General features: G+C 54.6%; 12 protein-coding genes. 8 read left to right on the plus strand and 4 right to left on the minus strand.

From position 1 onward, the window contains the following. Positions 1–355 precede the first annotated feature (355 nt). The 3 genes from JYB85_RS03325 (at position 356) to JYB85_RS03335 (ending at position 4,706) form a co-directional block, all read left to right on the plus strand. Entirely contained in the window at positions 356–2,164 is a 1,809-nt protein-coding gene (locus tag JYB85_RS03325; protein ID WP_207381055.1) for an assimilatory sulfite reductase (NADPH) flavoprotein subunit, read from the plus strand. Continuing rightward, complete coding sequence (gene cysI, locus JYB85_RS03330; RefSeq protein WP_207381056.1) at positions 2,164–3,879, plus strand: assimilatory sulfite reductase (NADPH) hemoprotein subunit; 1,716 nt, start codon at positions 2,164–2,166, stop codon at positions 3,877–3,879. The genes JYB85_RS03325 and cysI overlap by 1 nt, the downstream gene beginning before the upstream one ends. A gap of 98 nt (positions 3,880–3,977) precedes the next feature. Then, positions 3,978–4,706, plus strand: a complete 729-nt coding sequence (locus JYB85_RS03335) for a phosphoadenylyl-sulfate reductase (RefSeq protein ID WP_207381057.1) — start codon at positions 3,978–3,980, stop codon at positions 4,704–4,706. 90 nt (positions 4,707–4,796) lie between these two features. Here the strand turns inward: JYB85_RS03335 and JYB85_RS03340 are convergent, their stop codons facing one another. From JYB85_RS03340 to JYB85_RS03350, 3 genes are all read right to left on the minus strand, one after another. Beyond that, positions 4,797–5,336, minus strand: coding sequence for a thioredoxin family protein (locus JYB85_RS03340; RefSeq protein WP_207381058.1), 540 nt, complete (start codon positions 5,334–5,336; stop codon positions 4,797–4,799). 232 nt (positions 5,337–5,568) lie between these two features. Next, positions 5,569–6,981: a cytochrome c oxidase accessory protein CcoG gene (gene ccoG / locus JYB85_RS03345; RefSeq protein WP_207381059.1), complete on the minus strand. Its 1,413-nt coding sequence runs from the start codon at positions 6,979–6,981 to the stop codon at positions 5,569–5,571. A gap of 162 nt (positions 6,982–7,143) precedes the next feature. Next, positions 7,144–8,559, minus strand: coding sequence for a sigma-54 interaction domain-containing protein (locus tag JYB85_RS03350; RefSeq protein ID WP_207381060.1), 1,416 nt, complete (start codon positions 8,557–8,559; stop codon positions 7,144–7,146). 212 nt (positions 8,560–8,771) lie between these two features. Between JYB85_RS03350 and JYB85_RS03355 the strand changes: the two genes are divergently transcribed. Both JYB85_RS03355 and ung read left to right on the plus strand, forming a co-directional pair. Continuing rightward, complete coding sequence (locus JYB85_RS03355; protein WP_207381061.1) at positions 8,772–9,395, plus strand: LysE family translocator; 624 nt, start codon at positions 8,772–8,774, stop codon at positions 9,393–9,395. Between the two features lie 122 nt (positions 9,396–9,517). Further along, positions 9,518–10,198, plus strand: coding sequence for a uracil-DNA glycosylase (gene ung, locus JYB85_RS03360; RefSeq protein WP_207322015.1), 681 nt, complete (start codon positions 9,518–9,520; stop codon positions 10,196–10,198). 56 nt (positions 10,199–10,254) lie between these two features. Here the strand turns inward: ung and ispB are convergent, their stop codons facing one another. Further along, positions 10,255–11,226 (minus strand): octaprenyl diphosphate synthase, encoded by a 972-nt coding sequence (ispB, locus tag JYB85_RS03365; RefSeq protein WP_207381062.1) that lies wholly within the window; start codon positions 11,224–11,226, stop codon positions 10,255–10,257. 271 nt (positions 11,227–11,497) lie between these two features. Here ispB and rplU point away from each other — a divergent pair, with 271 nt between their 5' ends. The 3 genes from rplU to cgtA all read left to right on the plus strand — a co-directional run bounded on the left by rplU (position 11,498) and on the right by cgtA (position 13,407). Next, entirely contained in the window at positions 11,498–11,809 is a 312-nt protein-coding gene (gene rplU / locus JYB85_RS03370) for a 50S ribosomal protein L21 (RefSeq protein WP_207381063.1), read from the plus strand. 15 nt (positions 11,810–11,824) lie between these two features. Continuing rightward, positions 11,825–12,079: a 50S ribosomal protein L27 gene (gene rpmA, locus JYB85_RS03375; protein WP_115136184.1), complete on the plus strand. Its 255-nt coding sequence runs from the start codon at positions 11,825–11,827 to the stop codon at positions 12,077–12,079. Between the two features lie 161 nt (positions 12,080–12,240). Further along, on the plus strand, positions 12,241–13,407 hold the full coding sequence (gene cgtA / locus JYB85_RS03380; RefSeq protein ID WP_207381064.1) for an Obg family GTPase CgtA: 1,167 nt from the start codon (positions 12,241–12,243) through the stop codon (positions 13,405–13,407). The last annotated feature ends 21 nt before the right edge of the window (positions 13,408–13,428 follow it).

Below are 13,428 nucleotides of genomic sequence, written 5' to 3' on the forward strand. Positions count from 1 at the left end.
CAAATCCCTGATGAGTTATTAGATGTTGGGCACAGTGTCCTGGGGCGGGCCGCTTGTTTCCGTGGAGCGGCGCCTGTTCTTCTTGGGGCGTCCAGGCTCTCCGGGCAAGCTTATTTGCGCCCCGACAGGCAAAAGCCATTGTGGCAAGTCTGTATTGTTACACAAGTGTATTTTGTTCATGTGACGAGCTAAGCCACTGGTCGGAGCAAATTTTTTGCGACAGGACACACTTTTGTAGCCTAAATTTTCCACTCTGCATATTCCTAAAACGAATTAAAAATTAATATTTATTCTTTTTTGCTTGAGTTAAAGGGCACTAAGCTAGCATCCATCAAAATGTCACTGGGTCGTCCTCATGCTGTTAAAAGAATTATCATCCCTCGCGTCCCCGCTCAGTGCCGAGCAGGTGGACAAGCTCAAGAAACTGACCTTTGAGCTCAATGCCGTGCAACTGGCCTGGGTCAGTGGTTATCTGGCTGCAAACGCGCAATTTGCCGCTGGGGGGGCTTTTGCTGCAGCACCAGCAGCCCAGGAAGCCGCTACTTTAACGGTGCTTTACGCATCGCAGACCGGCAATGCCAAAGGCGTGGCCAGTAAAATCAAAGCGGCGGCAGAAAGCCGTGGCTTAGCTGTGCAGTTACAAGATATTGCCTCGTATAAAACGAATGCGTTGGCAAAAGAAAAATTCCTCATCATTGTTGCCTCGACCTATGGCGAGGGCGAGCCACCCGAGAGCGCAGTTAGTTTCTATAAGTTCCTGTTTGGTAAAAAAGCGCCGAAGTTACCGCAGCTGCAATTTGCCGTGTTGGGCCTTGGCGATACCAGCTATGAGTTTTTCTGCAAAACCGCCACAGACTTTGACAGCCAACTGGCTGCATTAGGTGCAAAACGTTTGTATGAGCCAGCCCTGCTTGACGTCGATTATGCCGAGGGTGCGAAAAACTGGCAGGAAGCAGCCTTAGATGTGTTTGCACCGCTGCTTAAAGCATCAGGCGCCGGTAGCGAGCGAGTGATTGCATGGCCAGGTGCGACTGGCACCGCGGCTAGCCACAGCCTGTATGATAAGCAAAACCCAGCTACAGCTGAGTTAAGTGTTAATCAAAAGATCACGGCGCGTAATTCCACCAAAGACGTGCGTCATATTGAGATCTCGCTGGAAGGCACCGGCCTGAACTATCAGCCGGGTGATGCTTTAGGGGTGTATTTCCGCAATGCTCCGGAGCTTGTCGCCAGCGTGCTGGCCGCCACAGGTTTAACTGGCAGCGAGCAAGTTGAACTGTCTGGCCAGACGTTAACGCTGCAAGCGGCGTTAACCGACGAGCTGGAGCTCACCCAAGCTTACCCGTCGCTGGTGACCAAGTACGCAGAGGCGAGCAACAATGCCGAACTGCAAGCGCTTGGCGCAGACAAAGACGCGTTGCGCGCTTATCTGGCCGATAAACAAAGTGCCGATGTGATTGTGCAAAACCCTGCCAACATCAGCGCACAGCAGCTGGTGGACAGCCTGCGCAAAGTGCAGCCACGCTTGTATTCCATCGCCTCAAGCCAAGCCGAAGTGGGCGAAGAAGTTCATTTAACCGTCGGCGTGGTGCGTTACGATGCTTTTGGCAGCACCCATTTAGGTGGTGCGTCAGGCTTTTTAGCTGAGCGCTTGGCTGAAGGAGAGCCGGTGAAAGTCTTTGTTGAACACAATGACAACTTCCGCCTGCCAAGCCTCGATACGCCAGTGTTGATGATTGGCCCCGGCACAGGTATTGCGCCGTTTCGGGCGTTCTTGCAAGAGCGTGATAACGCAGGTGCGACTGGCCAAAACTGGCTGTTCTTTGGCAACCCGCATTTCACCCGTGATTTCTTATATCAGGTGGAGCTTCAAGACTACTTGAAGCGTGGCGTGTTAACCCACCTGGATGTGGCATTTAGCCGCGATCAAGCACAAAAAGTGTATGTGCAGGATAAACTGGCTGCCAAAGGCGCCGAAGTGTGGTCTTGGCTACAACAAGGCGCGCACTTATATATTTGTGGTGACGGCAACCGGATGGCGAAAGATGTACATCAGGCGTTATTACAGATTGCCCAAACCCACGGTGGCTTGTCTGACGAAGCAGCCGACGAGTATTTTGAAGAGTTACGCGAGAGCAAACGTTATCAGAAGGATGTTTATTAATGAGCCAATATCCAATTAAACCTGAACTGCAGGTGCAGGGCCAGCTGTCTGATAACGAGCGTCTGAAGGCTGAAAGCAACCATTTGCGTGGCACTATCACCACAGATTTAAAAGACGAAATTACCGGTGGTTTTACCGGTGATAACTTCATGTTGGTGCGTTTTCACGGCATGTATCAGCAGGATGACCGCGATTTACGTGCTGAGCGCGCGGAGCAAAAGCTGGAGCCGCTGCATAATGTGATGCTGCGGGCGCGCATGCCCGGCGGGATTATCAAGCCTGAGCAATGGCTGGCGATTGATGAATTTGCCCGCGAGCACACCATGTACGGCTCAATTCGGTTAACCACCCGCCAGACCTTCCAGTTCCACGGCGTGTTTAAACCGGATATCAAGCCGATGCACCAGATGCTGAATAAAATTGGCATCGACTCGATTGCCACCGCCGGTGATGTAAACCGTAACGTGCTGTGTACCTCAAACCCTGTGGAATCGGTGTTGCACCAGCAAGCTTATGAGTGGGCTGCGAAAATCTCTGAACATTTGCTGCCAAAAACCCGCGCCTATGCCGAGATTTGGCTGGGCGAAGAAAAAGTAGAAACCACGGAAACTGAGCCGGTGCTGGGTGATACCTACCTGCCGCGTAAGTTTAAAACCACTGTGGTGATCCCACCGCACAATGACGTCGACGTACACGCCAACGACTTAAATTTCGTGGCCATTGCCGAAAATGGCCAGCTGGTTGGTTTCAACGTGTTGGTTGGTGGCGGCCTTGCGATGACCCACGGCGATAAAGCGACCTATCCGCGTCGCGCAGAAGATTTGGGCTTTATCGGTCTTGAGCATGTGCTGAAAGTCGCAGAGCACGTGGTCACAGTGCAGCGTGACTACGGCGATCGGGTTAACCGGAAAAATGCCAAAACCAAATACACCATAGATCGTATCGGCGTTGACGCTTTCAAAGCAGAAGTGGAACAACGGGTTGGCGTGGCCTTTGGCCCAAGCCGTCCTTATGAATTTACCCACCGTGGCGATCGCTTTGGTTGGGTGGAAGGCATTGATGGTAAGCACCATTTAACACTCTTTATCGAAAACGGCCGTCTGCTCGATTACCCGGGTAAGCCGCTGAAAACGGGTGTTGCTGAAATTGCCAAAGTGCATAAAGGCGATTTTCGCATGACGGCAAACCAGAACCTGATCATCGCAGGGGTTGCTGCCGAAGATAAAGCGCAGATTGAGCAGCTGGCGCGCAATCATGGTTTGTTGGATAACGTGACCACCCAGCGTAAAAACTCGATGGCTTGCGTGTCACTGCCAACTTGTCCGCTGGCGATGGCAGAAGCCGAACGTTACCTGCCAACGCTGGTCACCCACGTTGAAGGGATCTTGAGCAAGCACGGCATTGCGGACGACCATATCATCCTGCGCGTCGTGGGTTGCCCGAATGGCTGCGGCCGCGCCATGTTGGCAGAAGCCGGTTTAGTGGGCCGTGGTCCTGGCAAATACAACCTGTATCTGGGCGGTAACACTGCGGGTACCCGTATTCCGAAATTGTATTTGGATAACGTAGCCGAAGCGGAAATTCTGGCTGAACTGGATACCTTGATTGGCCGCTGGTCAGTTGAGCGTAACCCAGGTGAATGTTTTGGTGATTTTGTTATTCGGGTGGGTGTTGTTGCCGAAGTGAAAGTCAGTAAAACCGACTTCCACGCCTGAGACCAGTCAGGGGGGAAGCAAGGCTTCCCCGTTTGTTTTGGCGGCCCGATGGCCGATGGCCAAGACGTGTAGCGACGCCAGAACCCTTGGAGATAAGCATGAATTATCACGATTTACTTAGTCTGGATGCAGCCGAGCAAGCGGCCGCGCTTGCGGACATCAATCTACAGCTTGCCAAGGCCACGCCTGCCCAGCGGGTTGAATTTGCGCTGCGTGAATTACCCGGCGAGCATATTTTAAGCTCCAGTTTTGGTATCCAGGCGGCGGTGATGCTGCATTTGGTGACGCAGGTAAAAAGCGATGTTCCTGTGGTGCTGACCGATACCGGGTATTTGTTCCCGGAAACCTACCGCTTTATCGATGAACTGACCGAGCGCCTTAAGCTTAACCTTAAGGTGTACCGCGCCCCGATGACGGCTGCCTGGCAGGAAGCGCGCTTCGGCAAGCTGTGGGAACAGGGACTCGACGGGCTTGAGCAATACAACAGGCTCAACAAGGTGGAACCCATGCAGCGGGCGCTGGAAGAGCTGGAAGTGGGAACCTGGTTTGCCGGCCTGCGCCGCACCCAGGCATCGACCCGCGAAGCGCTGCCCATTCTCGCCATTCACGGTAAACGCTTTAAATTGCTGCCGATTATTGAGTGGAGCAATAAGGATGTGCACCAGTACCTGACTAAATTCGAACTGCCTTATCACCCGCTGTGGGAACAGGGCTATGTGTCAGTGGGCGACACCCACTCCACCAAGCCGCTGGAGCTTGGCATGAGTGAGGAAGACACCCGCTTCAACGGCCTCAAGCGCGAATGCGGTCTGCATTACGAGATTTAAGCCAGATGCGACATCCAATAAAAACGCCGGCATTTGCCGGCGTTTTTGTAGGCATGAAGCGCCATGGCCCTTTCAAACATGGTTAAAGGATCAGTGCCCTTTGGCCTTGTGAATCGCCACTATCACTGCATCTTCAGTCAGCTCAGTGGGCAGAATTATACCCTTGGGCAGTGCAGGACCGTACACCTTGTTAAAGGGCGCCTCCGGCGCGGCAACTCGGCCATAGTAGGGCAGGATCAGATCTTTGTCCTGAATCCAGTTGGCCTGCATCAGTACCACTTTGTCTGACCTCAGGATGTTGACCACCTCGGGGCGGTGCAGCACTCCTGCGCGATTGGCTTGGCAGGGCATACACCAGTCTGAGTGCAAATCCACAAACACGGTATAGCCATTTTCAACCAACATGGGGATCCTGTCTGCAGCCAGCGGCTGCCACAGCAGCTCACGGTAATCCTGCTCGCCGCTGGCGCGGTGTACAAAGAAGCTGGCTGAGCCGACCATCAGCGCCATCAGGCCAATCACGGGGAGCACCGCCAGCGGGATAGGTTTGCCCCGCATGCGGGCAATCAGCAGCGCCACCATGGCGGCCAGAAGCAGTAATGTTATCAGGATACTGAGTGTCAGGATCATCGAAGGCTCCATGGGTAAATGACTATTCAGGATACGGTCTTGCCCTTAAGCCAAGGTGAAAGCAAGCGCCGGATTGTGGTTGTTGTGATGGCGCGCAGGAGGGTGCGGCAAGCAAGTTCGGAATATGGCTCGGGGAATACAGCGCGGCCAGACCGGTTAAGGCTGGCCGCTGATGCAGCTGAGGCGCGTGATTGCGACAGTGCAATAACACTACAGGACTAAAGCTACAGGACTAAAGCGATAGGGCGAAGAACACCGATGCCTGAGTTACCGCCTCGTCTGGCAGGCTTTCATCCGTGACCTTGAACTGCACCTGATGGCGCGGCAGCGTCAGTTGGTGTTTGGCTACAGTCAGTGTCAACGGCACTTCGAGCTGTTCACCGGCGCCAATCCGCACCTGCCGGCGCGACAAATCAAAGGGCAGCTCGCCACTCACCGAAATCTGGTAAATCCGCTCTTGCTGGGTTTTATTGCGGATTTTCAACAAATAGGTGTTTTCGACTTGTTCATTACCCACTTCCCGCGCCAGGGTCTGGCGGTCGCGCAGCACGTTGAGGGTAATGGCGTCCCGCCTCGAGAGGTCGATGCCGAGGGTGATGAGGATAAGGCCAAGGGCGATGCCGTACCCCAGGAAGCGTTTACGCCGCCATACCGGCTCGGTTTTGCCAGCGAGCGCCGCCTCACTGGTAAAGCTGATAAGGTTTGGCTGATAACCGAAGTGCTGCATGGTTTGGTCGCAGGCATCGACACAGGCGCCGCAGTTGATGCACTCGTATTGCAGACCGTTGCGTATATCTATGCCCGTGGGGCAGACCTCAACGCAAAGGTTGCAGTCGACGCAGTCACCCAGTTCGGTCGCCTGTTTACGCTTGCGTGGGCCACGGGCTTCGCCGCGGGCGGCATCGTAGGTCACCGTTTGGGTAAAGTCATCAAACATGGCCGACTGAAACCGGGCGTAGGGGCAACAGTGCAGGCACATCATTTCCCGCATCCAGCCGGCATTGAGGTAGGTACACAGGGCGAAAAACCACACCCAGGCCGTATCCCAAAAGGCGCCGTTGAAGCTGAATATGGCCGGATACAGCTCCCTGGCCGGAACGAAATAGGCCACGAAACCGCAGCCCGTCAGCAGGGAGAGCAGCAGCCAGACACTGTGCTTGCCGGCGCGCTTGCCGGCCTTGCCGAGGCTCATGGGGGCCTTGTCCAGCGCAATACGTTGGTTGCGGCTGCCTTCAAACTTTTCTTCCACCCAGACGAACATAAAGGTCCAGGCGGTTTGCGGACATAAAAAACCGCACCAGACCCTGCCCCAGAACAGGGTCACGAAGAAGAGGCCAAAGGCGGCAGCGATAAACAGCCAGACCAAGAGGGTAAAGTCCTGGGGCCAGAGGCTGGCACCAAAGAGGTAAAATTGCTGATCGGCCAAATCAAACCAAATGGCCTGGCGCCCCTGGTAGCTGATTAAAGGTAAGAAAAAAAACAGCGCAATCAGCACTGCATTGAGCCCCCGCCGCCAGCGGTTGAAGTGCCCGCTCTGGCTGCGGAAGTGAAGCTTTGTGCTGCGCTGGGCCGGGGCGGTTTGCAGCGCTGTGGCTATATGAATGACCGGAATGGATTCCGTGATTGGACTGTACTGCTTGACCATGGGACTTCCTGATTGACTTTGGACGCCCTCTCACAAGGCAAGTGACGTGCCAGGAAGTCTCGTGATTTAAGTTATTGTTTAATATTAAAAACTGGTTTGGTGATGGCTTGAGTTGTCACGACATATCGTGATTGAGGCGATATATCGTGACTTGATGGCGGTTCAGGGGCGACGGATATTGAGTTTTTGCATCCGCGATCTCAGGGTGCTTGGGGGCAATCCCAGGGCGGCAGCCGCTCCCATGGGGCCCGATATGCGCCACTGGCATAATTGCAGTGTGGCCTGAATGTGCGCGGCTTCCACCTCGGCCAGGGTTTGTCCTGGTCGGGGACCGGGGGAGGACTGGGTCAAGGACGTCAGGCTGATAATGGGATTGTGGGTCAGAATGGCTTCCCGCTCCAGCAGGTTCTGCAGTTCGCGCACATTGCCGGGCCAGGAATAGTGCATCAGTTGCTGCAGGCTGTCGCCATCGACCCCGGCCAAGGGTTTGCCGAGTTTTTGTGACAGGCTTTTGAGCATTTGCTGCACCAACTCGGGAATGTCTTCCCGCCGCTCCCTCAGTGCCGGCACCCTGAGGGGGAAGACATTGAGGCGATAATACAAATCCATGCGGAACAGCCCCTGTTCTACCCGCTTTTGCAGATCGTGATGGGTGGCGGCAATCAGCCGTATGTCCACCTTGATGCTGTCACTGCCGCCGACCCGCTCAAATTCCTGCTCCTGAATGACCCTGAGTAGTTTTGACTGGGCTTCGAGACTCAGCTCCGCCACCTCATCGAGAAACAGGGTGCCTTTGTGGGCCAGCTCAAAGCGGCCCTTGCGTCTTTGGCTGGCTCCTGTGAAGGCACCTTTTTCGTGACCGAACAGCTCACTTTCGAGCAGGGACGCCGAAAAGGCGGCGCAGTTGACACTGATTATGGGTTTATCCCGGCGGGCGCTGAGACGGTGCAGCTGACGGGCAACCAGTTCCTTGCCGGTGCCATTTTCACCCTGGATCAGTACTGTACTGTCGGTATTGGCCACCAGGCGCAGCTGTTTCAGTAGCTGCTGGATTGCGCTGCTGTTGCCACTGATCTGCTGATGACCGGTTTTGTCCTCAAGCTCGGCCTGTAACCAGGAATTTTCCGAGGCCAGCTGCTCGGACAATGCCTGCACCTGTTCCAAGGCCTGTCGCAGCGACAGCTCGGTTTGCTTTTGCAGGCTGATGTCGCGAAATATCGCGACTACACCCTTAAGCTTGCCATCCTGCCATACGGGGGTGGAGCTGTAATGCACGGGAAAGCAGCTGCCATCCTTACGCCAGAACACTTCGGAGCTGATTTCCCTGGGTTTTCCATCCTTAAGTGTTTGATAGATTGGGCAATCCTGGTGGGGGTAGGGGCTGCCGTCGGCGTGGCTGTGGTGGTGAAAATCGTGAATTTTACGTCCCAAGAGTTCATCGGCGCTCCAGCCGGTCATGCGCTCGGCGGCCGGGTTTATAAACACGGCGTTGCCTTTAAGATCAAAGCCATAGATACCTTCGCTGACGGCGTTGAGCAGCAGGCGGTTTTCGGGCAGGAAACTGTCGGTTTGGGACATAAGCTAAAGGTAATCATTCAGGCGTTATTATGGGCCGAGTATAGGCAGCCGGACCGAGGCTGTCACCCTTGGTAAACCTTTAATCACGAAATATCGTGATTAGATTTGTCCGAACAAACAAGCACTTCATAGCCGTTGGGGCTATGGGGTATAGTGGCCGCTCTCAAGGTGCGGATTAAGATACCGACAGCAGCAAGTTTACAGGGGCGTGTATGAGTTTCAGTATTTGGTTGGGGTTATTGGCCATTTGTTGCCTGGGGGCCATGTCTCCCGGCCCCAGTCTGGCCATGGTGGTTCGCCACACCCTGGGGGGCGGCAGGTTGCATGGCATAGTCTGCGCCTGGGCCCATTCCATCGGCATTGGAGTTTATGCCCTGGTGACCCTGTTGGGCCTGGCCGTCGCCCTCAAGGAGGCGCCGCTGCTGTTTAATGGCATTGCCTTGCTGGGCGCCCTGTACCTTATCTGGATGGGAATTGGTGCACTGCGCTCCAAGGGTGGTATGGCCGATAAGCTGGCTGCGGGCAAGTCTGGCTCCCTGTTTCAGGCGGCCCGTGACGGCTTGGCCATTTCCCTGTTTAATCCCAAGATCCTGCTGTTTTTCCTGGCCCTTTTCAGCCAGTTCGTATTGGCCTCCGCCGGAGGCAGCGGCAAGGCGCTGATAGTACTGACACCGCTGCTGGTTGATGGTCTCTGGTATACCTTGGTGGCGCTGATGTTATCCCATCCGCAGCTGCTGCCGAAATTAAGGGCGAGGGCAGCCCTGATTGATCGCCTGTCCGGCGTGGTGCTGATTCTGTTGGGGCTGCGGGTGATTTGGACCCAACTGCTCGGGTAGGTGGGCACGAGAATGCTTTGATAAAAGGCCGCCCCCGGGGCGGCTTTTTATTGCGTCAGCCAAGGGCAGTCCGTAAGCTGTGGCCGTCTTAAAGAGAGTGAATTGTGCAGCAGGAAATTCAAATGGCCCTTATTCAGGATTGGGACGCCTTGTTGGCGGAAGAAACTTCCAAGCCCTATTTTCAGCAGCTGAGCGCATTCGTTGATGCCGAGCGCGCCAGTGGCAAGCAAATTTATCCGCCCCACGATGAGGTGTTCAGTGCTTTCAGGCATACGCCCCTGGATAAGGTGCGGGTGGTGCTCCTGGGGCAGGACCCCTATCACGGCGAAGGTCAGGCCCATGGGCTGTGTTTCTCGGTTAAGCCGGGCATCAAGCCTCCGCCGTCACTGGTCAATATGTACAAGGAGTTGGCCAGTGATATTCCGGGCTTTGAGATCCCGAGTCACGGCTTTCTGCAATCCTGGGCCGAGCAGGGGATATTGATGCTCAATACCGTGTTGACGGTGGAACAGGGAAAGGCGCACTCCCATGCCAAGGCGGGTTGGGAAACCTTCACCACCAATGTGCTTAAGGCCCTCAATGCCAGGAAAGAGCCCATTATTTTCGTGCTTTGGGGCAGCCATGCCATCAAGAAGGGTAAGGTGATAGATGCGCCCTGGCACAGGATCATTTCCGGCCCCCATCCCTCGCCCCTGTCTGCTTATCGGGGCTTTTTCGGCTGTCGCCACTTCTCATTGATCAACAGTATGTTGCAGGAGCAGGGCCACAGTCCCATCCACTGGCAACCCCGAGCACAAAAATAAGTGCGGAAAATAAAAAACCTCGCAGTGCGAGGTTTTTTATTGGGGAAAAACCCGTATTAGTTGCTGCGGGAGACCGCAATCCGTGCCAGGGACTCCAGGGCTGTTTTGAAGTCGCTGTCAGCTAAAACCTTCAGCGAGGCTATGGCCTTGTCGGCTTCGGACTCAGCCTTGGCTCGGGTGTACTCCAGGGAGCCGCAGCGCTTGAGGGCGGTCAGAATTTCTTCTATGGCATCTGTGCCATCGGCCTTTTCTATGGCGCCACGGATCAGAGCCTTTTCACTATCATTGCCATTATGTATCGCATGGATCAGCGGCAGCGTGGGTTTACCCTCGGCGAGATCATCACCTATGTTTTTACCCAGCTCCTCGGCGTCACTGGTGTAATCCAGCACATCGTCGATCAGTTGGAAGGCGGTGCCCAAGTATTTGCCATATTCGCCCAGCGCCAGCTCGGTGGCTTCATCGCAACCTGCCAGAACAGCGCCGAGGCGGGTGGCTGCTTCGAACAGTTTGGCCGTCTTGCAATAGATCACCCGCATATAACTCTCTTCCGAGGTGTCGGGATCATTGCAGTTCATCAGTTGCAGTACTTCGCCTTCCGCCAGCACGTTGGTGGTATCGGCCAGAACCCTGAGTACCTTCATGCTGTCCAGTTCGGTCATCATCTGGAAGGAACGGGTATAAAGGAAGTCACCCACCAATACGCTGGCGCTGTTGCCAAACAGGGCATTGGCGGTTTCCCGGCCACGGCGCAGGGTGGACTCGTCCACCACATCATCGTGCAGCAGTGAGGCGGTGTGGATGAACTCGATAATGGCGGCCAGTTTGGTGTGCTTGTCACCCTCATAACCCACGGCGCGGGCCGCCAGTACCGACAGCAAGGGCCGCAGACGCTTGCCACCACCATTTATAATGTAGAAGCCAAGTTGGTTGATCAGGGCAACGTCTGACTCGAGCTGCGTATAGATCAATTGGTTGACTGCCTGCATGTCAGCATCAGCCAGCTGACGAATGGCATTTAAATCCATATATAGACTCTGGTTACAGGACAGAGGGTCTGCTGCCCCGAGTTAGGCTTAAGTGTTATAATAGATGCGATTTTACCGGAAAATATCACACATGACAGCCATTGCGGGTCGGATGTGCGAAGGATAGGGATCTTTTTTTGATCTTTGCCAATTAGGGCTTGCCAGTACTGGATTCTTCGCGTAAACTCCGCGCCCATTGTCAATAAAGTTTTTATAGCACCCCAGCTCTACCTGTGAGTCGGCGTGTTAGGAATTTCGGAGTAAAATAGCTATGTACGCTGTTTTTCAAAGTGGTGGTAAGCAACACCGTGTTGCTGAAGGCCATACAGTTCGTTTGGAAAAAATTGAAGTTGCTACCGGTGAAACCATCGAGTTCGATCAAGTTCTGCTGGTTGCTGATGGCGAAAACGTGAAAGTGGGTGCTCCACTGGTTGAAGGCGGCAAAGTAGTTGCTACTGTTGTTAGCCATGGCCGCGGCGAAAAGGTAATTATCCAAAAGTTCCGTCGTCGTAAGCACCACGAAAAGAAAATGGGCCACCGTCAGTGGTTCACTGAAGTTAAAATCACTGCTATCAACGCTTAATTAGGAGTCTGACTCATGGCACATAAAAAAGCTGGCGGTTCTACTCGTAACGGCCGCGATTCAGAAAGCAAACGTCTTGGTGTAAAGCGCTTCGGCGGTGAATCAGTTCTGGCTGGTAACATCATTGTTCGTCAACGTGGTACCAAGTTCCACGCTGGTGTGAACGTAGGTGTTGGTCGTGACCACACTCTGTTCGCCCTGACTGACGGCAAGGTTAAGTTTGAAGTTAAAGGTCCTAACAACCGTAAGTTTGTTAGCATCGAAGACTAATCTTCAAACAGCCTAAGCTGACTAAGCCCCGCCATTGGTGGGGCTTTTGTTTTGTGGTTTCCGCCACAGCCTGTGGTTGGAAAGCTGGGATAAAATGAGTTTTTGGCGACCCCTGGGGTTAAACGGTATAATTCCTCCATTCTGGGGTGTCGGGAGTATGTATGAAGTTTGTCGATGAGGCAGTGATCCGGGTTGAAGCGGGTGACGGTGGCAGCGGTTGCGTAAGTTTCCGTCGCGAGAAATATGTTCCCGATGGTGGGCCGGACGGCGGTGATGGCGGTGATGGCGGCAGCGTATTCCTGCAGGCCGACGAAAACCTCAACACCCTGATCGAGTATCGCTTTGAGCGTTTCCACATGGCCGAGCGCGGTGAAAATGGCCGTGGCCGTGACTGTACCGGTCACAGCGGCAAGGACCTGATCCTCAAGGTGCCCGTGGGTACCCGTGCCGTGGATGAAGAGACCGAAGAAGTGCTCGGCGATCTGACCACCCACGGTCAGAAACTGCTGGTGGCCCAGGGCGGATTCCATGGTTTGGGCAATACCCGTTTCAAGAGCAGCACCAACAGGGCGCCGAGGCAGAAAACCCTGGGTACCCCGGGTGAGGTGCGCAGCCTGAAGCTGGAGCTGTTGCTGCTCGCCGATGTGGGCCTGCTGGGGATGCCTAACGCCGGTAAGTCGACCTTTATTCGCTCGGTTTCCCGTGCGACTCCCAAGGTTGCCGATTATCCCTTTACCACCCTGGTGCCGAACCTCGGGGTAGTGAACCCGCGTCCGGGGCAGAGCTTTGTGATTGCCGATATTCCCGGCCTGATTGAAGGGGCTGCCGATGGCGCCGGTTTGGGGATCCGCTTCCTCAAGCACCTGGAGCGTTGCCGAGTTCTGCTGCACATACTGGATATCGAGCCCGTTGACGGTTCCAATCCTGCCGATGCCGCCCGTGCCATTGTCGGTGAGCTGGAGAAGTATTCTCCCAAGCTGGCTGCCAAGCCCCGTTGGTTGGTATTCAACAAGACGGATCTCTTGCTGGAAGAAGAGTTGCAGGAAAGGGTTGATGCCATAGTGGCGGATCTGGGCTGGGAAGGCGATGTCTATACCATCTCTGCCTATACCCGTTCAGGCACCAAGGAACTGGCCGAAAAGCTGTACGACTTCATCAGCAGCCTGCCTGATGATGAAGAAGATAAAGATCCCGATGCTGACGTTGAGTTCAAGTGGGATAACTATCACCAGGCCAGCCTGGAAGACGCCAACGAAGATTATGACGATGACTTCGATGACGACTTCGACGATGACGATTACGATGTAGAGATCATCTATCAAAGGTAATTTTTTACCCCTGAAGTTGAG

The sequence above is a fragment of the Shewanella sedimentimangrovi genome (assembly GCF_017354965.1).
GTDB classification, from domain to species: domain Bacteria; phylum Pseudomonadota; class Gammaproteobacteria; order Enterobacterales; family Shewanellaceae; genus Shewanella; species Shewanella cyperi.